This is a genomic window from Pseudonocardia sp. ICBG1142 (assembly GCF_020496255.1).
Taxonomy (GTDB): domain Bacteria; phylum Actinomycetota; class Actinomycetes; order Mycobacteriales; family Pseudonocardiaceae; genus Pseudonocardia.
Window position 1 is genome coordinate 445,742 of record NZ_JAHLJC010000030.1, and the last position, 19,730, is coordinate 465,471.

The window sequence follows — 19,730 nt, forward strand, 5'->3', positions numbered from 1 at the left end:
GCCTCAGAGCCGGTCGACGTCGGCGTGCGCGGCCCCGCCGGCCAGGGTCGCGTAGCCGGGGCCGCGGTCGAAGAACGGGTCGTCGTCGCGGGACCACGCGGCGCGACCCGCGCGCTCGGCCGTGGTGGCGCCCGCGTCGAAGCCGAGGGTGCCGTCGTCGAGGTCCCCGGTCAGGACGACGCCGTAGTCGGCCAGCGCCGCCGCGGCGGACACCTTGCGCCACAGCACGTCCCGCACGACGGCCGCCGGGTCGCGGCGCAGCGGGTCGCCCCAGCCGCCGCCCCCGGTGGTGCGGATCCGGATCACCTCACCGGCCCGGACCGGCTCGGCGTCGGCCAGCGCGTCGACCACCCGCTCGCGCGGCCCGCCCGGGTCGATCACGACCTCGAAGGGCCGCCCCGCCTTCCCGCCGCGGACCCCCCAGCAGGCCAGGATCGACCGGTCCGCGATCGACATGAAGTGCGCGTCCTTGAGCATCCGGACGTGCTTCTCGTAGCCGAGGCCACCACGGAACTCCCCGGCGCCGCCGGAGTCGGTGGCCAGCGACAGCGACTCGACCCGGAACGGGAAGCGGGCCTCGGTGAACTCGGTGGGCAGGTTCCGCGAGTCGGGGACGACGTGGATGGTGTCCTCGCCGTCGGCGTAGTAGCGGCCGCCGGAGCCACCGCCCAGCACCTCGCGCATGAGGTAGGGGCGGCCCTCGATGTCCTCGCCGTAGACGCCGGTGTAGCGGATCGTCTCCTGGTCGGCGGGCATCCGGCCGTCGACGGCCTTGGCGACGACACCGGCGAGCACTCCGAGCAGCCGCAGGATGACGAAGGTGCGCGCGTTGGTCGGCGCCGGGAACACCGGGGTCAGCAGCGTCCCGGGCGGCGGGAACCGCATCTCGATGAGCGGGACGACCCCCTCGTTGACGTCGAGCTCGGCCATCCGCTCCGGGGAGTCGGCGAGGTTGCGCAGGATCGGCGCGAGCCACTTCTTGAGGAAGACGCCGTCGGAGTAGTCGCCGCAGTGGTTGATCGGCCCCTTGGCCTGCGGGGAGGTGCCGGCGAAGTCCAGGATCAGCCGCTCGCCGTCGGGGTCGTCGGGGCCGGTGCGGGTGAGCGTGATCCGCTGGGCGTGCAGGCGGGGCTCGTCGACGCCGTCGTGCTCGGCGTAGTCCTCCCAGGTCCAGGTCCCCACCGGGATCCGGCCGAGGATCTCGCGGCGGTAGGTCTCCGTGGTGCGGGAGATGATCGCGTCGAAGCAGGACTCGACGGTGTCGATCCCGTAGCGGTCGAAGAGCTCGCCGAGGCGACGGGCACCCATCAGGCAGGCCGAGCACTCGGCGTCGAGGTCGGCGGCGAGCGAGTCGGGCATCCGGGAGTTGCGCGTCATGATCGCCAGGGCGGCCCGGTTCGGGACGCCCGCGTCCCACAGCCGGATCGGCGGGACCATCAGTCCCTCCTCGAACACACTCGTGGCGTTCGAGGGCATCGAGCCGGGGACCGCCCCGCCGATGTCGTCGTGGTGGCCGAAGGCCTGCACGAACGCGACCACCCGCCGGTCCTCCGCGGGACCCGCGAACACCGGGACGGTGACGCACAGGTCGGGCAGGTGACCGATGCCGCCCTCGGAGCGGTAGACGTCGTTGTGGAAGTAGACGTCGCCCTCGCGCATCTGGTCCAGCGGGAACTCCCGGGCGATCGGGTGCACGAGCGCGGAGTAGGAGCGGCCGGTGAGCTTGCGCAGCCTCCGGTCGTGGATGCCGGCCCGGAAGTCGTGCGCGTCGCGGATCATCGGGCTGCGGCTGGTGCGGGCGATGGCCGTCTCGACCTCGGACTCCACGCTGGTCAGCGAGCCCTGCACGATCTCGACGAGGACCGGGTCGGCGCTCGCGCCGGCGTCGTCGGTGAGCGGGCCGAAGGGGAACGCCGTGGGGGCGCGACGCGAGCCGGTGTCGGCCGGGCGCTCGGTCGCCGCCGTCGTCGCTGGGGTCGCTGGGGTCACTGGGCGGCCCTCCGGGTCACGATGATGTTCAGGCGGCTGTCGACGCGGGCGGTGAAGCCCGGGTGCAGCGGGACGGTGGAGCCGAACTCCTCGACGATGGCCGGGCCGTCGACGACCGCGCCGGGGACGAGGTCGGTCCGCCGGTACACCGGGGTGTCGAGGTAGCCCTGCGCGGCGTCGAAGCAGACCGGGCGCCGGCCCGCCGCGGCGACGACCGGGTCGGCGACGAGGTCGTGGGTGGCGATCTCCGGGCGGCGGATCGGGCCGATGCCCGAGACGCGGAGGTTGACCCACTCGACCTGCTGGCCGGGGTCGCCCGCGAAGTCGTAGCCGTAGAGGGCCCGGTGCGCGGCGTGGAAGGCGTCGGCGACCGCGGCCAGGGTGTCCGGGGTGACGGGTCCGTCCGGCACCGGGACGCGCACCTCGAAGGCCTGCCCGAAGTAGCGCAGGTCGGCGGTGCGGACGAAGGCGTGCTGCGCGGCCGGGAACCCCTCCCGGTCCAGCGCGGCCGCGGCCTGCGCGGTGAGGTCGTCGACGACGCGGGAGACCTCGGCCGGGTCGAGCCCGTCGGCCAGCGCGACGTGGGTCTGCACGTAGTCGTTCTTCACGTCCACGGTGAGCAGGCCGAACGCGGACACGTTGCCGGGGTTCGGCGGGACCAGGACGGTCGGGACGCCGAGCACGTCGACGAGCCGGCACAGCAGCAGGGAGCCGGACCCTCCGAAGGTGGTGAGGGCGAAGTCGCGCACGTCGAGGCCGCGCTTGACGGTGACCTGGCGCAGCGCGTTGGCCTGGTTCCAGGCGGAGATCTCCAGGACGCCGGCGGCGCAGGCCTCCGGGGTCAGGTCGAGCTCCTTGGCGAGGCGCTCGACGCCAGCGCGGGCGGCGGCGACGTCGAGCGGGATCTCCCCGCCGAGCAGGTGCGGGGGGATGCGGCCGAGGACGACGTGCGCGTCGGTGACGGTCACCTCGGTGCCGCCCCTGCCGTAGCAGAGCGGACCGGGGTCGGCGCCGGCCGAGTGCGGGCCGACCTTGAGGGTGCCCTCCGGGGAGATCCAGGCGATCGAGCCACCGCCGGCGCCGACGGTCACGACGTCGATCATCGGGATCTTGGACGGGAACCGCCCGACCGTGCCCTCGGTGGTGAGCGTCGGCTCGCCCCCGATGACGACGCTGACGTCGGTGGAGGTGCCGCCGCCGTCGGAGGTGAGGACCTTGTCGTAGCCGGCCTCCTGCGCGATCAACGCGGCGCCGAGCGCCCCGGCGGCGGGCCCGGACAGAACGGTCGTGATCGGCTGGTGGACGACCTCGTCGGCGGACAGGACGCCGCCGTTGGACTTCATGACGTAGAACGGGATCGCGCGGCCGTCGTACTCGGTGAGCCGCTCGGTGATGTTGGCGACGTAGGCCGACAGCCGCGGCTTCACCGCGGCGTCGACGAGGACCGTCGTGGCCCGCTCGAACTCGCGGTACTCGCGCAGGACCTCGCTGGACAGCGACACGACGGCGGCCGGGTGCTCCTCGGCGAGGACCTCCCGCATCCGCTGCTCGTGGGTGGGGTCGGCGTAGGCGTGCAGGAAGCAGACGCCCAGGGTGTCGACGCCGTGGTCGCGGAACCAGCGGGCGGTCGCGCGGGCCCCGGCCTCGTCGAACGGGCGGACCTCGGCGCCGGTGAAGTCGAGCCGGCCCTCCACCCCGCGGACCAGGTCGCGGGGCACGATCCGGTTCGGCTTGACCCAGAAGTAGGAGTTGCCGTAGCCGTCCGGCACCGACTGGCGGGCGATCTCCAGCATGGCCTCGTAGCCGGCGGTGGTCACGAAACCGAGCCGGCCGACCTTCCCCTCGAGCAGGAGGTTGGTGGCGACGGTCGTGCCGTGGCTGACGGCCTCGATGTCGGCGGCTGTTCTGATGCTCGTTCCGCCTGCGCTCCTCTGGCCCGCACCCAGCAGCTCCAGGACCTTGTCGATGCCGGCGAGGAAGCCGTCCGCCGGGTTGGCCGGGGTGGAGGGCGTCTTGGTCGTGACGAGCTCGCCCGACCCTTCGTCGAAGGCGACGACGTCGGTGAACGTGCCACCGGTGTCGATGCCGATCCGGATGCGCCGGCTCATCGGGGTCCTTCCTGCCTGGGGTCGGTAGTGTCGATTGAACTCACCGACCGAGCGGTGGGACATGGCGACTTCTGCCGTCAAAGCGCCGTTCGAGTGGCACTCTTCGCCAGTGCCTCGACCGCGGCCGCGACCTCCAGGAGGTACCGGTCGGCGCCGTGGCGGGCCACGATCTGGACACCCACCGGGAGCCCGTCGGGGGTGGTCCCGAACGGCACCGAGACGGCGGGGCAGCCGGTCACGGTGATCAGGTAGGCCGAACGCATCCAGTCCAGGTAGGAGTCCATCGGCATCCCGTCGACGGTGTCCGGGAACTCCCGGTCGGCAGGGAACGGCGGGACCTGCGACACCGGCAGCACCAGCACGTCGTGGTCGGCGAAGTACTCCCGCATCCGGTGCGCCAGCGTGGTGCGCCGCTGGAACGCGACGGCGACGTCCGCGCCGGTCAGCGACTCCCCCGCCCGGATGTTCGCTGCCAGCGAGGACTTGAACTCGGTCGGGTGCACGGCCAGCTGCAGACCGAACCGGGCCTGGAAGTGCCACGCACGCAGGGTGCGGAAGCACTCGTCGGCGCCCGTGAGGTCCGGGATCGAGCCGGTCACCGCCGCGCCGGCCCCGGCCAGCGCCACCCCGGCCGCCTCGACGACCGCCCGGACGCTCCGGTCGACGGCGAAAGCCCCGTCCAGGTCTGCGGACAACCCCACCCGCAGCCCGGCGAGCGACGCCGGGACGACCGGTGCCCCGAAGGCCGCGCCGGGGTCGCCGAGCGCATGCGGCGCCCGCGGGTCCGGCCCGGCCAGCACCGACAGCAGCAGCGCCAGGTCGTCGACGGTGCGGGCCATCGGCCCACCGGTCGAGGTGGGCTCCCACATGTTCGCCGACGGCCACTCCGGCACCCGCCCCCAGGACGGCCGCAGTCCGACGACCCCGCAGAACGACGCCGGGTTGCGCAGCGAGCCGCCCATGTCCGAGCCCTCGGCCAGCGGCACCATCCCGGTCGCCAGCGCGCACGCCGCCCCGCCCGAGGACCCGCCGGCGGACCGGGTCGGGTCGTGCGGGTTGAGCGTGGTGCCGAACACCCGGTTGAAGGAGGCTTATTCAGGCCCCGTGAAATAACGATCTAGCCCGGCGTGTCGGGTTGGGCGACAGCCCGTCCATCGCGAATATTGGTTTGCCGAATCAATCCGAGATGAACGGGCTGCCGCAGTATGTACTATACCACTGGTTTCCGGCGTGATGAAATTCAGGATCTTGTCGCTATAGTGTATGAGCAGGATCAGCGGGACGCGACGGAGGCATGTTTGTCTTGGCCGCCGGTTCTGGGGTTGTTCTGGTCGGTGGTGATCACGTTGGCGTATCTGCGCGGGAATCGTGTGCAGTGGGAGTTGGCGGAAACCTATGGGGTGTCGCAGTCGACGGTTAGTCGAGCGATCACGGGGGTGACACCGTTGCTGGCACAGGCGCTGCGGAGTGTCGTTCCGACGGCAGAGGAGCTTCGTGCCGATCGGCAGTACATCATCGATGGAACCTTGCTGCCCTGCTGGTCATGGGCCGCGGTGCCGGGTCTGTGGTCGGGCAAGCATCGCACCACCGGCGTCGTCGTCCAGGTCGCAGCCACCCTGGAAGGGCAGCTGTCGTGGATCTCCGACCCGACCCCAGGCTCCCGACACGACCTATATTGCCTCGACCAATCCGGCGCCCTCGACCACCTCGCCACATCCCCCCCGATCGGCGATAAAGGATACATCGGGCGCGGCATGCTCACCCCGTTCAAAAAACCACCCGGCCGGGAACTTCTCGACTGGCAAAAAACATTCAACAAGAGCCTCAACCACACACGCGCCACCATCGAACGAGTCATCGCCCATATCAAAACGTGGAAAGTTCTCCACACAGACTACCGGCGGCCCTACGCCACATTTAAAACGACAATCTCGGCAGTCATCGGACTCATCTTCTACACACTTACCTGACGGAGCCTGAATAAGCCTCAAGGTGTGCGAACCGGCCGCGAACTCGGGGACGTTGGTCTTGCCGATCGTCACCGCACCGGCCGCCCGCACCCGCTCCACCAGCAGCTCGTCGGTGTCCGGGACGTGCTCGGCGAACAGCGGGGAGCCGTACGTGGTCCGCCAGCCGGCGACGGCGTGGGTGTCCTTGAACGCGAACGGCAGCCCGTGCAGCGGACCGGGCTCCGCCCCGGCGGCCAGTGCGCGGTCGGCGGCCTCGGCCCCGGCCCTGGCGCGTTCCTCGTCGAGGGAGACGATCGCGTTGAGCCGCGGGTTGCGCAGCGCGATCCGCTCCAGGTGCAGGTCGAGCAGCTCGCGGGCGGAGATCTCCTTGGCCCGGACCGCGGCGGCCTGCTCGCGGGCCGGGGTCGCGACCGTGATGTCGGCGCTCACCGGCGACGCCCGATCACGGCGCCGACCAGCACGCCCAGCAGCGCGACGGCCGCGCCGATCCCGATGCCGCGGGTGAGCTCACCGCTGCCCGGGCCCCCGGCGGCGGACGCGGACGTGAACACCTGCGCGCCCGTCACCGGCTCGGCGTAGGCCGGAGCGCCGACGAGCGGTGCCGGCTCCGCCACCGCTACGGCAGGCCCGGGGACGGCGGGCACAGGGGGCACAGGGGGCACGGCACCCGCACCACCTGCGCCGATCGCCGCGCCGACGGCGTCGAAGAACCGGTCCGCCATCCGGGTGGACACGCTGGCGAGCATCCGCTGGCCGACGCCGCCGACCATACCGCCGACCGTCGCGTCGGCGGTGTAGCCGATCCGGGTGCCGCCCGCGCCGAGGTCGTCGAAGGTGACGTCGACGACGGCGTCGACCGTGCCCGGCCCACCCGCCCCGTTCAGGGTCATGACCAGCGACTCGTGCGGTTCCAGCTTCGACAGCGCGCAGCTGCCGGTGTAGGTGCCCCTGATCGCGGCGACCCCGGCGGTCACCGTCATCGCGTAGGCGTTCTCGCCGGTCGGCTCCAGCCGTTCGCAGCCGGGAATGGTCGCGACCAGCACCCGGGGGTCGAGCAGCGCCTCCCAGACCCGCTCGACCGGGTGCTCGACGACGTTGCTGCCACTGATCTTCACGAGCGGTGCTCCTCACGCAGGCTGAACAGGTCCGACGGCGAGATCGGCATCGCGGTGACCGGGAAGCCCTCGGCGTCCTCGACCGCGGCGGCGATCACCGCCGAGACCGGGATAACACCCGCCTCGCCCGCCCCCTTGATCCCGAGGGGGTTGAGCGGCGAGGGCGTCTCCAGGTGGTCGATCTCGATCCCGTCGGGGACCTCGGACACGTACGGCATCAGGAAGTCCATGAAGGACGCGTTGAGCAGCTGGCCGGACTCGTCGTAGGCCATCCGCTCGTACAGCGCGCCGCCGACGCCCTGGGCGACGCCGCCGTGGATCTGTCCCTCGACGACCATCGGGTTGATCAGGTGGCCGCAGTCGTGGACGACGGCGTAGCGCAGGATCCGGATCTCGGCGGTGTCCGGGTCGGTCTCGACGATCGCGGCGTGCATCCCGGAGGCGTAGGTCGCCCGCGGCGTGCTGTGGAAGTCGGTGCCCTCCAGACCCGGTTGTTCCCCGTCGGGGACCGGCAACGCGTCCGTGTCCCCGACCGAGAACTGGGTGGCGGCCTTCGAGGCCTCGTCGAAGGCGTAGCGCAGCGGGTTGGACAGCACCGACAACGTGCCCAGCGGGATCGACCGCTCGGTGCCCCGCACCCCCACCACGCCGTCGACGATCTCCAGGTCCGCGACGTCGGCCTCGAGCGCGTCGGCGGCCAGCCGCAGGGCCTTCTCCTTCGTCCGCCGGGCGGCCTTGAGGACCGCCGAGCCGGACATGACCGCGGCCCGGGAGGCGAACGTGCCGACCGCGTAGGGCATCCGCCGGGTGTCGCCGGTGACGACCTCGACGTCGGAGAACCGCACCCCCAGCTCGTCGGCGACGATCTGGGCGAACGCGGTCTCGTGGCTCTGGCCCTGGGTGGTGAGCCCGGTCGCGACCGTGACCCGGCCGGTCGTCGCGACGTGCACGTGCGCACCCTCGTAGGGGCCGACGCCGGTGCCCTCGACGTAGCAGGCCAGCCCGATCCCGACGGTCCGGCCCTGCTCGGCGCAGTCGCGGCGGAAGGCCGCGAACCCGTCCCAGTCGATCAGCGTGCGCAGCTTCTCCAGCAGGGCCGGGTAGTCGCCGGAGTCGTACTCCAGCGGCCTGCCGTCCTGGAAGATCAGGCCGTGGTCGTAGGGGAACTCGTGCGGGTGGATGAAGTTCACCGCGCGGACCTCGGCGCGGTCGCGGCCCAGGTAGCCCGCGATCGCGTCCATCGTGCGCTCCATGGCGAAGCAGCCCTGGGGGCGCCCGGCGCCGCGGTACGGCGTCACGATCACGGTGTTGGTGTAGAGCGAGGAGAAGGCGACCCGGTAGGCGCCCGGCTTGTACGGGCCGAGCAGCTGGGTCGAGGTGATGATCGGGACGATCAGGCCGTACGGGGTGTAGGCGCCGTGGTCGTGCCAGAACTCGACGTCGAGGCCGAGCAGCCTGCCGTCGTCGTCGAAGCCGACCTCGACGTGCTGGACCTGGCCGCGCTCGTGGGCGGAGGAGACGAAGTGCTCGCGCCGGTCCTCCACGAACTTCACCGGCCTGCCCAGGGCGCGGGCGGCCATCGGGACCAGCAGCTCCTCCGGCCACGGGTGGACGATCTTGACGCCGAAGCCGCCGCCGACGTCCGGGGTGATCACGTCGACCCGCCCGATGTCCAGGCCCAGCCGCGTCGCGACGGCGGCGCGGACCCCGGTGGAGCTCTGGGTGGAGGTCCACAGGACGAGCCGGCCGAGGGCGGGGTCCCAGCGGGCGACGGTGCCGCGGCCCTCCAGCGGCATGCACGCGCTGCGCTCGATCTCCAGGTCCAGCTCCAGGCGGTGTGGCGCCGCGGCGATGGCGGCCGGGGCGTCGCCGACGGCCTGCTCCAGCCGGGCGCCGACGTTGCCGGGCACGTCGTCGTGCACGAGCCGCTCGGCCGCGCGGGCCGCCGCGACCCCGACGACGGCGGGCAGCACCTCGTAGTCGACGACGATCCGGTCGACAGCGTCCTCGGCGAGGTAGCGGTCCTCGGCGACGACGAACGCGACCGCCTCCCCGACGTGGTTGACCTCGTCGCGGGCCAGCGCGAACTGGGTGCGGCCGTGGGTCAGCGCGGGGTGCGGGATGAGCACGGGCAGCGGCTCCGCCATCGGGCCGGTCAGGTCGTCGTGGGTGTAGACCGCGTGCAAGCCCGGCACGTCGAGGACGCCGGACACGTCGATGTCGCGGATGCGGGCGTGCGCGTGCGGGGAGCGCAGCACCGCGGCGTGCAGCACGCCGGGTCCGGGGTCGACGTCGTCGAGGTAGCGGCCGCCGCCGCGCAGGAAGCGCTGGTCCTCGACCCGCTGGACGCGCTGGCCCATGAGCTTGGTGGTCACCGGGCGGCCCCGATCTCGGCGGCCCGCTCGACCGCCGTGACGATGTTCTGGTAGCCGGTGCAGCGGCAGAGGTTCCCGCCGATCATGTCGCGGGCCCGCTCGTGGGTGGGGCAGGGGTCGCGGCGCAGCCCGGCGGTGATCGTCGTCAGGAAGCCGGGGGTGCAGAAGCCGCACTGCAGACCGTGGCACTCCGCGAAGGCCTGCTGCACCGGGGACAACGACCCGTCCGGCTCGGCCAGCCCCTCGACGGTGGTGATCGCCCAGGACTGCGCGGCGACGGCGAGCATCAGACAGGCCCGTGCCGGCTCGCCGTCGAGCAGGATCGTGCAGGCCCCGCAGACCCCGTGCTCGCAGCCGACGTGGGTGCCGGTCAGGCCGAGGTCGTGGCGCAGCGCGTCGGACAGCAGCCGCCGTGCCGGGACCCGCAGGTCGTGGACGACGCCGTTCACCGTCAGCCGGATGTCGTGGAGCGTCTCGCTCATCGCCCGCCTCCCTGCGCGGTCGCGTTCCGGGTCGCCGCGGCCACCACCCGGTCGGTCAGGACCCGGACCAGCTGTCTCCGGTAGGCCGCCGTGGCGTGGATGTCGGTGGTCGGGTCCAGGTGGTCGAGGGCGGCGTCGGCCCGGTCGGCCGGGGCCACACCGGTCAGGTCGACGACCACCGGGACGTCGCTCACCGACAGGTAGCCGACCCGGACCCGGTCGCCGTCGACGACCGCCCCCGCACCGACCAGGGCGTAGTCGCCGTGCCGGCGGGCGACCTCGTCGAAGGCGACGCCCGCGCCCGCCGGCAGGGCGGGGAAGAACGCCGAGACGGCGATCTCGTCCGGGCCGACCGCCGACTCCAGCGGGCCGACGAACAGCTCACGCGCTCCGATCGTGCGGCGCCCGGCGGGCCCCTCGACGTCGAGCGACCCCTCCAGCAGCCGCAGCACCACCGGCATCTCGGCGGCGGCGTCGGCGTGCACGAGGGACCCGACGGTCGTGCCGCGGTTGCGGATCGTGGGGTGCGCGACGTGGGCCAGCGCGGCAGGCACCAGCGGCTGGAGCCTGGCGAGCAACGGTGACTCCAGGACCGCGGTGTGCCGGGCCAGCGCGCCGACCCGGACACCCCCCTCGACCTCGGTGATCGTGTCCAGGCCGGGTACGCCGTTGATGTCGACGACCAGGGACGGTGCGGCCAGCCGCATGGACAGCAGCGGCACGAGACTCTGTCCACCGGCCAGCACCTTCGAGTCCGGCGCCGCGAGCGCGGCGACGGCCCCGGCCAGGTCCGTCGGGCGGACGTAGTCGAAGGGTGCGGGCTTCACGGGCTGTCCTTCGCCTCCCCGTCGTCGACCCTGGTCACCATCGTCCCGGCGGGCGTCCCGGACGGGCCGGTCGTCCCGGACCGGCGGTCGCGCAGCGCGACGGCGTGGAAGTAGACGATCACCAGGATGGTGCCGAGCGCGATGCCGCCCAGCTCGAACCCGTTGCCCAGGTCCAGCGCGACGCCGCCGATGCCGGCGACCATGCCCGCCGCGAGGCCGACGAGGTTGCGGGGCTCGCCGAAGTCCACCCCGTTCTCCACCCAGATCTTGGCGCCGACCAGCGCGATCATCCCGTAGAGCACGAGCGTGATCCCGCCGAGCACGCCGCCGGGGATCGCCCCGACCAGCACGCCGAACTTGGGGCACAGTCCGAGCAGGATCGCCACGGCGGCCGCGACGTAGTAGGCCGCGGTGGAGTACACCCTGGTCGCACCCATGACGCCGATGTTCTCGGCGTAGGTCGTGGTCGGGGACCCGCCGAACAGGCTGGCCAGCGCGGTGGCGGCGCCGTCGGCGCCCAGCGCCCGGCCCAGGTAGGGGTCGAGGTCGTCGCCGGTCATCTCGGCGACCGCCTTGACGTGCCCCAGGTTCTCGGCGACCAGCGCGATGACGCCGGGGAGCACCAGCAGCACGAACATCAGCGAGAAGCTGGGCGCGTGCACGGCCGGGACGCCGTCGTCCAGGGTCCCGCTGGGCAGGCCGAACCAGGCGGCGTCGGCCAGGCCCTCGAAGGAGACGCGCGAGTGCGGCTCCGGGGTGCAGTCCGCACCGCCGCAGGAGGTGATCGGGCCGCTCAGGAGGTCGAGCAGCCAGGAGAGCACGAACCCGAAGACGAGCGCGAGGAACACCGCGATCCGTCCCCAGAACCCGCGGAACAGCACGGCGGCGCAGACCAGGAACGTCGCGGTGAGCAGCGCGGTCCACTGGTCCACCGGCCAGTACACCGACGCGACGACCGGGGCCAGGTTGAACCCGATCAGCATGACGACCGCACCGGTCACCGCGGGCGGGAGCACCCGGTGCACGAGCCGGGCGCCCGCGACGTGCACGAACACACCGATCGCGAGCAGCACCAGGCCGGAGACCATGATCGCCCCGGTCACGGCGGCGGAGTCGCCGCCGGCCGCCCGGATCGCCGCGACCCCGCCGACGAAGGCGGCGCTGGTGCCGAGGTAGCTGGGCACCATGTTCTTGCAGACGACCAGGAACAGGACGGTGCACAGGCCCGAGAACAGGATCGCGAGGTTGGGGTCCAGCCCCATCACCACGGGGAACACGAAGGTCGCCCCGAACATCGCGACGACGTGCTGCATCCCCAGCCCGACCGTCTTCCCCCAGGGGAGCCGCTGGCGGGGTGCGACCGCCTCCCCCGGCCCCGGATCGACCACTTCCCACCTGAACATCGACATGGCGATCCCTTCACACGGCACCGGAGACCCGACTCAAGCTAATGAGACCCAGGTCGCACCTCGACGGCTACTACTGCCGATTGATCGGTGGATCCACTGGCACGAATTGATGACGCCAGCACGATGCCTGCATGCGTCGGGCCGTGCGGTTTCCGCTGGATGTCGTTCACGTTCCGCCCGGTCGGCCGACGATGCGCAGCGCCTGCAGCGCGACGGCGACGTCGAGCCGCAGGTTCGGGTCCGTCGACAGCGGACCGAGGAGCCGTTCCAGCTTGGCGACGCGGTAGCGCATCGTGTTGTAGTGGAAGAACTGCACCCGGGCCGCCTCGGCCACGGTGAAGTTCGTGTCGAGCAGGACCTGCAGGGTCTCGCGCAGCTCGGCGGCCTCGGTGGTGGCCTCGGCGAGCGGGCCCAGCGCGTCGCGGACGAAGGAGTCCAGCTCCGCCGGGTCCGGGACGAGCGCGAGCAGCCGGTGCAGGCCGAGCTGGTCGAAGAACGTCGTGCTGCCGCCCCCGGAGATCCGGCGGCCCACCTCGACCGCCCGCCGTGCCTGGGCATAGGCACCGGGCAGGGCGTCGATGTCGGGCACCGGGCGGCTGACCCCTGCCGAGAACTGCCGTCGCCCGCCGCCCTTGTCCCCGGCGACCGCGGTGACGGCCCGCCGCACGATGTCGCGGCCGGGGGGCGGACCGGGGTCCGCGTCGACCGGCAGCAGGGTCACGACCTCGGAGGAGAAGTCGACGGTGGGGATGCCCTCCCCCAGCCCGGAGCAGACCTGGCGCCACCCCGCCGAGAATCGCTTCTGCCAGGCGCGCCACTGCTCGGCCGGGACCCGCGCGTCGATCGGGTCGAGCTCGGCGGTCAGCACGACCATCGGGCGGCGCAGGTCCCAGCCGAGGGTGTCCGCGTGCTCGGCGACGTAGGCGGGGTCGGCGGTGCGGCGCAGCAGCAGGTCCCGCAGGAAGTCGCCCTGGTACTTGGTCTCGACGGCGGTGACCGCCTCCTCGCGGGTGATCAGCAGCGCGGCCACCGCGGCGGCGCGCTCCAGCGCCTGTACGTCGTCCGGGGCGAGCCGGGCGGTCAGGCGCACGCAGACCAGCCGGGCGAGGTTCTGCCCACCGGCCGCGACCCGCAGGGTGCGGGCCTCCCCGCCCGCGACCGGGACACCGTCGATCCCCATCCGCTCGACGCGCAGCCGGCCCGTCGGGTCGACGAGGTCGTGCTCGGTCAGCATCCGGAGCTGGTCCTCCGACAGCGCCGACGCCCGCTCCCGCCCGTCGGTGGAGGTGACCGCGACGCCCACGTCGAGCACCCGCCCGACCTCGGCCGCGATCCCCGCGAGGTCCCCGCCCTCCAGCGCGATCCGGGTGAGCCCGGTGTGCAGCGCGTCGAGCCGGGCCAGCGCCTCGCGGGCCGGGAACTCCGGGTCCCCGGTCTCCTCCGTCAGCAACTGTTGCCGCCCCTTCGGTCCGAAAGTGGCACAAGTTAACATCGGCGGACGCTGCTGCCCAGGCTAGTTTCGGTCCGTGATCGGAGTCAGCGCACCCGTCCGGGTCCGTGACCTGCTGCGGCGGGCCGCGGACGGCCCGGTCCGGGTCGTGCACCGCGGGTCCGACGCCGTCTACCTCGCCGTCCACGACGACGGTCGCGAGACCTGCGTCGGCGTCCTCGGCGCGGACGCGGTGCCGGTGCCCTGCGGACTGCGGTCCCGGCTCCCCTCGCTCGCCGTCGGCACCGCCGCCGTGCACGGCGGGGTCCTGCACCTCGACGACGAGCCGGTCGTCGTCCGGCGGCTGGTCGACACCCGGGTGCCCGCGCGGTCCCCGCTGCCCCGCACCGGGCTCCGGCCGGCCCCCGGCCTGCCGGCCGAGGTGACCCCGGCCGCCGTCGCCGGGCTCGTCGGACGCGGCGAGGGGCTCACTCCGCTCGGCGACGACGTCCTGTGCGGCTGGCTCGCCCTGCACCGGGCCGCCGGCGTCGCCACCCCCGAGGTGGACGCCGTCGTCCTGGCCCACCTGCACCGCACCACGCTGCTGTCCGCCGAGCTCCTGCGGTGTGCCCTGCGCGGCGAGGTCGTGCCCCAGTTCGCCGCGCTGGTCACCGCACTCGGCACGTTGGCCGAGCCCGCGGCCCGCGCCGCGCTCGCCGCCGTCGGGCACACCTCCGGGGCCGCGATGGTCCACGGCGCCGCGCTCGCCCTGTCCGCCCTGCACACCGAAGGAGTCGCCGCATGACGACGACGCACGTCGAGGTCCGGCCCGGCGCCTACGCCGACTCGGTCACGCTGCTCCGGGTCAGCCGCACCGCCCAGCAGCTCGACGGGGTGGTCGCCGCGCAGGTCGCCATGGCCACCCCGCTCAACGTCGACGTCCTGACCGGCATGGGGTTCTCCGTCCCCGCCGGGACCGGCGCGAACGACCTGGTCGTCGCCCTGCACCTGACCGGTGACGACGCGTTGCCCGCCGCCGTGGCAGGTGTCGACCGCGCGCTCGCCGAGGCGGCTCGCCCGGCGCCGGACGGCGGCGGGGCCGGTGCGGTCGCGCCGCCGCGCACCACCGCCACGGCGCTGGACAGGGCACCGGGCTCGGTCGTGCTCGTGTCGGTGCCCGGGCCGCACGCCACCGTCGAGGCGATGGACGCCCTCGACGCCGGCAGCGACGTCATGATCTTCAGCGACAACGTGCCGGTGGAGCAGGAGGTGGCGCTCAAGCAGGCCGCCGCGCAGCGATCCCTGCTGGTCATGGGCCCGGACTGCGGGACGGCCGTGCTGGACGGGCTCGGCCTGGGGTTCGCCAACGTCGTCGAGCCCGGCCCGGTGGGACTCGTCGCCGCGTCCGGGACCGGGTGCCAGCAGGTGATGGCGCTGCTCGACCACGCCGGGGTCGGTGTGCGCGCCGCGCTCGGCGTCGGCGGGCGGGACCTGTCCGCGCCGGTCGGCGGCCTCGCCACCCGGGAGGCCCTGCGCCGCCTCGACGCGGACCCGGCCGTCGAGCTGATCGTGCTGGTGTCCAAGCCCCCCGCCGCCGAGGTCGCCGAACGGATCGACCGGCTGGTCGCGACGCTCACGACGCCGGTCGAGTACGCGCTGCTCGGGCCGGGCAGGCCCGACCTGACCGCGGCGACCGAGGCCGCCCTGGTGCGGCTGGGCCGACCCGTCCCGGACTGGCCGGTGCACGGCACCGCGCGGCCGGCGTCCGGCGGGCACCGGCTGCGCGGCCTGTTCGTCGGCGGCACGCTCGCCACCGAGTCCGCGCAGATCGCGGGCGAGGACGCTGCCCGGGCCGGCCACACCTTCGTCGACTTCGGCGACGACGAGTGGACCCGTGGCCGCGCCCACCCGATGATCGACCCGACGGTGCGCCTGGAGCACCTCGCGGCCGCGCTGGCCGACCCGGAGACCGCCGTCGTCCTGCTCGACGTGGTGCTGGGGCACGGCGCCGAGCCGGACCCGGCCTCCGTGCTGGCCCCCGCGATCGCCGGGTCCCGGGTGCCGGCCGTCGTCTCGGTCGTCGGGACCGGCGCCGACCCGCAGGACCTGGCCGCGCAGATCGACGCGCTGGTCGCGGCCGGCGCGGAGGTCCACCTCTCGCACGCCGGCGCCACGCGCCGGGCACTCGCACTCCTTCCCGCCGACACGACGACCGGAGCCGCCCGATGACCACCCCCTCGCTGGTGAGCACCGGCACCGACCTGCTCGCCGACGCCGCCGCCGACCAGGCGGTCCCGGTCACCCGGGTCGACTGGCGCCCGCCGATGGACGGCACCGCGGCCGATCTGGCGACCGTCGCCACCGACCCGCTGCGCCGGGCGGCGAACGACCGCGCCCTCGCCGCGATGCTCGACGTCACCGCGACGCTCGTCGACGTCGCCCCGGCCTCGGAGGTCCTCGGCCTCACCCCGGGAGAGTTCCTGCACGCCGGGCCACCGATCACCTGGGAGCGCGCGTCAGGCCCGCTCCGCGGCGCCCTGATGGGCGGCGCCGCGCTGGAGGGCCTGGTCACCGACCCGGAGGACGCCGCGGCGCTGTTCGCGTCGGGCTCCTCGGTCTCGCTGGAGCCGTGCCACCACCGCGGGGCGGTCGGCCCGATGGCCGGCGTCGTCACCCCGGGCATGTGGATGTTCGTGCTCGAGGACCCGGCCGCCGGCCGCCGTGCCCACTGCTCGCTGAACGAGGGGCTGGGCAAGGTCCTGCGCTACGGCGCGTACGGCCCTGAGGTGATCCGGCGGCTGCGCTGGATGGGCGACGTGCTGGGCCCGCTGCTGCGCGGCGCCGTCCGGGCGCGGCGGGACGCGGGTGAGCCGGTCGACGTGACCGGCGTGCTGACCCAGATGCTGCAGATGGGCGACGAGGCGCACAACCGCAACCGGGCGGGGACCCTGATGCTGCTGCGGGACCTGGGCCCGGACCTCGTCGCGACGGCGGCCGCCGCCGGCGTCCCGAGCACCGACGTCGCGGAGGCGCTGCGGTTCGTCGGGGGCAACGACCACTTCTTCCTGAACCTCGCCATGCCCGCGTGCAAGCTGGCCCTGGACGCCGCCCGGGACGTCGACGGCTCCACCATGGTGGTGGCGATGGCGCGCAACGGAACCGACTTCGGCATCCAGGTCTCCGGCACCGGCGACGAGTGGTTCACCGGCCCGGCCCAGCTGGCCGACGGCCTGTTCCTGGGCGACTACGGCCCGGCCGACGCCAACCCCGACATCGGCGACTCGGCGATCACCGAGACGGCCGGGATCGGTGGCTTCGCCATGGCGACCGCCCCGGCGATCGTGCGGTTCGTCGGCGGGACCGTGCCGGACGCACTGGCCACCACCCGCCGGATGCGCGAGATCACGCTCGGGGAGAGCCGGCGGTGGACCGTCCCGATCCTGGAGTTCGCCGGGGTCCCCAGCGGCATCGACGTCACCCGGGTCTGCCGGACGGGCATCCTCCCGCAGATCAACACGGGGATGGCCGGACGGGTCGCGGGCGTCGGGCAGGTCGGGGCCGGGCTCGTCACCCCGCCGGCCGAGATCTTCCCGAAGGCGCTCACCCGGCTGGCGGAGCGGACGGTCCTCAGACGCGGCGCAGCAGCCTGACGACGACCGTGGTGATGATCAGCCAGAGGATCGCCGCGACCCCGTAGTTCAGCGTGACGGCCATCTTCGGCTGGGCCGGGGTGAACAGGCCACCGAGGCCGAGGTTCAGCTGGGCCGCCCACGACGAGATGTACTCGGTGAGGAAGTTCGCCGGGTTGGCGTCGAGCAGGGTCAGCACGATGTGCGCGACCAGGATGGCCACGATCACCAGGCCCACGATCCGCACGATCGTCGCGATGATGCCCACGCCCTGCCGCACGGTCGTACCCACGGTTGCCGCCATCACACACCCCTTTGTCTCCGACGGCGTCATGGTCGCACCGCCGTGCCCTCACTGCCCCCACAACGAGGAAGAACGCTCTCGGTTGTGATCACTTCGTTGCGTGCCGTCGTCCGGGTGACACCAACACCGGTCCGGGACAGCGGGTTGCCGTGCAACGGGGGGTCGGGTCTACGGTGGGGGCATGGCGCGCCTGCTCCTTCGCCGCCGCGGCGGGGTCTGAACCGACCGGCCCCTCGTCGCGGGGTTTCGCGTGTCCGCCGGTCGCCACGACCGTCCGACATCAGGAGCAGTTCCCGTGACCACCTCTCCCGACGCCTACGAGGCCCGCGCCCGCAGCAACGTCCGCACCCCCGAGGGCGCGCCGCACGCGACCCAGCCGGCCTGGAACCGCCAGCGCGGCTCGCAGATGCCGGTGCACCGGTACAAGCCGTTCCATCAGCTGGTCGAGCCGGTCTCGCTGCCGGACCGCACGTGGCCGGACAAGGTCATCGACACCGCGCCGCTGTGGTGCGCGGTCGACCTGCGTGACGGCAACCAGGCGCTGATCGACCCGATGAGCCCGCTGCGCAAGCGGCGCATGTTCGACCTGCTGGTACGCATGGGCTACAAGCAGATCGAGGTCGGCTTCCCGGCGGCGAGCCAGACCGACTTCGACTTCGTCCGCGAGATCATCGAGGACGAGGCGATCCCGTCCGACGTGCAGATCCAGGTCCTGACCCAGGCCCGGCCGGAGCTGATCCAGCGGACCTTCGAGGCCTGCGAGGGCGCGCACTCGGCGATCGTCCACCTCTACAACTCGACCTCGATCCTGCAGCGCCGGGTCGTCTTCCGCTCCGACCGCGCGGGCATCACCAAGATCGCCACCGACGGCGCGGAGGAGGTCGCGAAGTTCGCCGAGAAGTACCCGGCGACCGACTGGACCTTCCAGTACTCGCCGGAGTCCTACACCGGCACCGAGCTGGAGTACGCCGTCGAGATCACCAACGCGGTGAGCGCGATCTGGCAGCCGACGCCCGAGCACCCGATGATCGTCAACCTGCCGGCCACCGTCGAGATGGCGACGCCGAACGTCTACGCGGACTCCATCGAGTGGATGCACCGCAACCTGGCCCGGCGCGACGCGCTGATCCTGTCGCTGCACCCGCACAACGACCGCGGTACCGGCATCGCCGCCGCCGAGCTCGGCTACCAGGCCGGCGCCGACCGCATCGAGGGCTGCCTGTTCGGCAACGGCGAGCGCACCGGCAACGTCGACCTGGTCGCGCTGGGCATGAACATGTTCACCCAGGGCGTCGACCCGCAGATCGACTTCTCCGACATCGACGAGATCCGCCGCACCGTCGAGTACTGCAACCAGCTGCCGGTGCACGAGCGCCACCCGTGGGGCGGCGACCTGGTCTACACCGCGTTCTCCGGCTCCCACCAGGACGCGATCAACAAGGGCTTCGCCGCGATGGAGGCCGACGCCGCCGAGGCCGGGCACCCCGTCGCCGACCACACCTGGGAGGTCCCGTACCTGCCCGTGGACCCGAAGGACATCGGCCGCACCTACGAGGCCGTCATCCGGGTCAACAGCCAGTCCGGCAAGGGCGGCATCGCCTACATCATGAAGACCGAGCACCAGCTCGACCTGCCGCGACGGCTGCAGATCGAGTTCAGCCACGTCATCCAGGCCTTCACCGACACCGAGGGCGGCGAGGTCGAGCCCAAGGCGATGCGCGACGCGTTCGACGTCGAGTACCTGGGCCGCGAGACCCCGCTCAAGCTGGTGCGCCACCGTGTCCACAGCGACGGCGAGGGCCGCGACGAGATCGTGGCGACGGTGCGCGTCGAGTCCGACCTGCACGAGATCGCCGGCTCGGGGAACGGGCCGATCGCGGCGTTCGTGGACGCGCTGGCCGGGATCGGGTTCGACGTCCGGGTCCTCGACTACCACGAGCACGCGATGGGCGGCGGTGACGACGCCCGCGCCGCGGCCTACGTCGAGTGCGCCGTCGAGGAGAAGGTGTTCTGGGGCGTCGGGATCGACAGCTCGATCACCAGCGCCAGCCTCAAGGGCGTCGTGAGCGCGATCAACCGCGCCCTGCGCTGAC

15 protein-coding genes and 1 pseudogene are annotated in these 19,730 nt (G+C 73.1%); 5 read left to right on the forward strand and 11 right to left on the reverse strand.

Going from position 1 to position 19,730, the window contains the following annotated elements; translation table 11 throughout:
* Positions 1-3 precede the first annotated feature (3 nt).
* The 3 genes from KPL59_RS16225 to KPL59_RS16235 all read right to left on the reverse strand — a co-directional run bounded on the left by KPL59_RS16225 (position 4) and on the right by KPL59_RS16235 (position 5,173).
* Entirely contained in the window at positions 4-1,989 is a 1,986-nt protein-coding gene (locus KPL59_RS16225; protein WP_226361289.1) for a hydantoinase B/oxoprolinase family protein, read from the reverse strand.
* Positions 1,986-4,097 (reverse strand): hydantoinase/oxoprolinase family protein, encoded by a 2,112-nt coding sequence (locus KPL59_RS16230; protein ID WP_226361290.1) that lies wholly within the window; start codon positions 4,095-4,097, stop codon positions 1,986-1,988. Before KPL59_RS16230 ends, KPL59_RS16225 begins: the two co-directional genes overlap by 4 nt.
* Positions 4,098-4,174: 77 nt before the next feature.
* Positions 4,175-5,173 carry an amidase gene (locus tag KPL59_RS16235; RefSeq protein WP_226361291.1) on the reverse strand — a complete coding sequence of 333 codons (999 nt, stop codon included), beginning with the start codon at positions 5,171-5,173 and terminating at the stop codon, positions 4,175-4,177.
* Positions 5,174-5,302: 129 nt separating this feature from the next.
* On the opposite strand from KPL59_RS16235, the gene KPL59_RS16240 reads away from it, so the two are divergent.
* The gene (locus KPL59_RS16240) at positions 5,303-6,067 is read left to right on the forward strand and encodes a transposase (protein ID WP_226361276.1); all 765 of its coding nucleotides are present in this window, start codon (positions 5,303-5,305) and stop codon (positions 6,065-6,067) included.
* Positions 6,068-6,097: 30 nt separating this feature from the next.
* Here the strand turns inward: KPL59_RS16240 and KPL59_RS16245 are convergent.
* The 7 genes and pseudogenes from KPL59_RS16245 to KPL59_RS16275 all read right to left on the reverse strand — a co-directional run.
* Positions 6,098-6,496: pseudogene (locus tag KPL59_RS16245) on the reverse strand (amidase family protein); the annotation flags it as partial.
* Complete coding sequence (locus KPL59_RS16250; RefSeq protein ID WP_226361292.1) at positions 6,493-7,182, reverse strand: carbon monoxide dehydrogenase subunit G; 690 nt, start codon at positions 7,180-7,182, stop codon at positions 6,493-6,495. The pseudogene KPL59_RS16245 and the gene KPL59_RS16250, both read right to left, overlap by 4 nt.
* On the reverse strand, positions 7,179-9,557 hold the full coding sequence (cutA, locus tag KPL59_RS16255; protein WP_226361293.1) for an aerobic carbon-monoxide dehydrogenase large subunit: 2,379 nt from the start codon (positions 9,555-9,557) through the stop codon (positions 7,179-7,181). Before cutA ends, KPL59_RS16250 begins: the two co-directional genes overlap by 4 nt.
* A complete protein-coding gene (locus KPL59_RS16260; RefSeq protein WP_226361294.1) occupies positions 9,554-10,039 on the reverse strand; it encodes a (2Fe-2S)-binding protein in 486 nt (161 codons plus the stop codon). The genes cutA and KPL59_RS16260 overlap by 4 nt, the downstream gene beginning before the upstream one ends.
* Complete coding sequence (locus KPL59_RS16265; RefSeq protein WP_226352824.1) at positions 10,036-10,866, reverse strand: xanthine dehydrogenase family protein subunit M; 831 nt, start codon at positions 10,864-10,866, stop codon at positions 10,036-10,038. Before KPL59_RS16265 ends, KPL59_RS16260 begins: the two co-directional genes overlap by 4 nt.
* A complete protein-coding gene (locus KPL59_RS16270; protein WP_226361295.1) occupies positions 10,863-12,269 on the reverse strand; it encodes a uracil-xanthine permease family protein in 1,407 nt (468 codons plus the stop codon). Before KPL59_RS16270 ends, KPL59_RS16265 begins: the two co-directional genes overlap by 4 nt.
* Positions 12,270-12,441: 172 nt before the next feature.
* Positions 12,442-13,725 (reverse strand): CdaR family transcriptional regulator, encoded by a 1,284-nt coding sequence (locus KPL59_RS16275; protein ID WP_020623358.1) that lies wholly within the window; start codon positions 13,723-13,725, stop codon positions 12,442-12,444.
* 76 nt (positions 13,726-13,801) lie between these two features.
* On the opposite strand from KPL59_RS16275, the gene KPL59_RS36960 reads away from it, so the two are divergent.
* From KPL59_RS36960 to KPL59_RS16290, 3 genes are read left to right on the forward strand one after another with little or no spacing between them, the layout of a single operon-like run.
* Positions 13,802-14,509 (forward strand): DUF2877 domain-containing protein, encoded by a 708-nt coding sequence (locus KPL59_RS36960; protein WP_226361296.1) that lies wholly within the window; start codon positions 13,802-13,804, stop codon positions 14,507-14,509.
* A complete protein-coding gene (locus KPL59_RS16285) occupies positions 14,506-15,933 on the forward strand; it encodes an FdrA family protein (RefSeq protein WP_226361297.1) in 1,428 nt (475 codons plus the stop codon). Before KPL59_RS36960 ends, KPL59_RS16285 begins: the two co-directional genes overlap by 4 nt.
* The gene (locus KPL59_RS16290; protein ID WP_226361298.1) at positions 15,930-17,354 is read left to right on the forward strand and encodes a DUF1116 domain-containing protein; all 1,425 of its coding nucleotides are present in this window, start codon (positions 15,930-15,932) and stop codon (positions 17,352-17,354) included. The genes KPL59_RS16285 and KPL59_RS16290 overlap by 4 nt, the downstream gene beginning before the upstream one ends.
* Here KPL59_RS16290 and KPL59_RS16295 read toward each other — a convergent pair.
* A complete protein-coding gene (locus tag KPL59_RS16295) occupies positions 17,332-17,625 on the reverse strand; it encodes a hypothetical protein (RefSeq protein ID WP_226361299.1) in 294 nt (97 codons plus the stop codon). The genes KPL59_RS16290 and KPL59_RS16295 overlap by 23 nt on opposite strands.
* 307 nt (positions 17,626-17,932) lie before the next feature.
* Here KPL59_RS16295 and leuA point away from each other — a divergent pair, with 307 nt between their 5' ends.
* Positions 17,933-19,729, forward strand: coding sequence for a 2-isopropylmalate synthase (gene leuA / locus KPL59_RS16300; RefSeq protein ID WP_075308866.1), 1,797 nt, complete (start codon positions 17,933-17,935; stop codon positions 19,727-19,729).
* Position 19,730: the final 1 nt, after the last annotated feature.

What these genes read in the sequence shown, in the direction of transcription:
- KPL59_RS16260 (WP_226361294.1), bottom strand. Translation starts at nt 10,039, where the DNA reads ATGAGCGAGACGCTCCACGACATCCGGCTGACGGTGAACGGCGTCGTC.
- KPL59_RS16290 (WP_226361298.1), top strand. Translation starts at nt 15,930, where the DNA reads ATGACCACCCCCTCGCTGGTGAGCACCGGCACCGACCTGCTCGCCGAC.
- KPL59_RS16270 (WP_226361295.1), bottom strand. Translation starts at nt 12,269, where the DNA reads ATGTTCAGGTGGGAAGTGGTCGATCCGGGGCCGGGGGAGGCGGTCGCA.
- KPL59_RS16240 (WP_226361276.1), top strand. Translation starts at nt 5,303, where the DNA reads ATGTACTATACCACTGGTTTCCGGCGTGATGAAATTCAGGATCTTGTC.
- KPL59_RS16285 (WP_226361297.1), top strand. Translation starts at nt 14,506, where the DNA reads ATGACGACGACGCACGTCGAGGTCCGGCCCGGCGCCTACGCCGACTCG.
- KPL59_RS16230 (WP_226361290.1), bottom strand. Translation starts at nt 4,097, where the DNA reads ATGAGCCGGCGCATCCGGATCGGCATCGACACCGGTGGCACGTTCACC.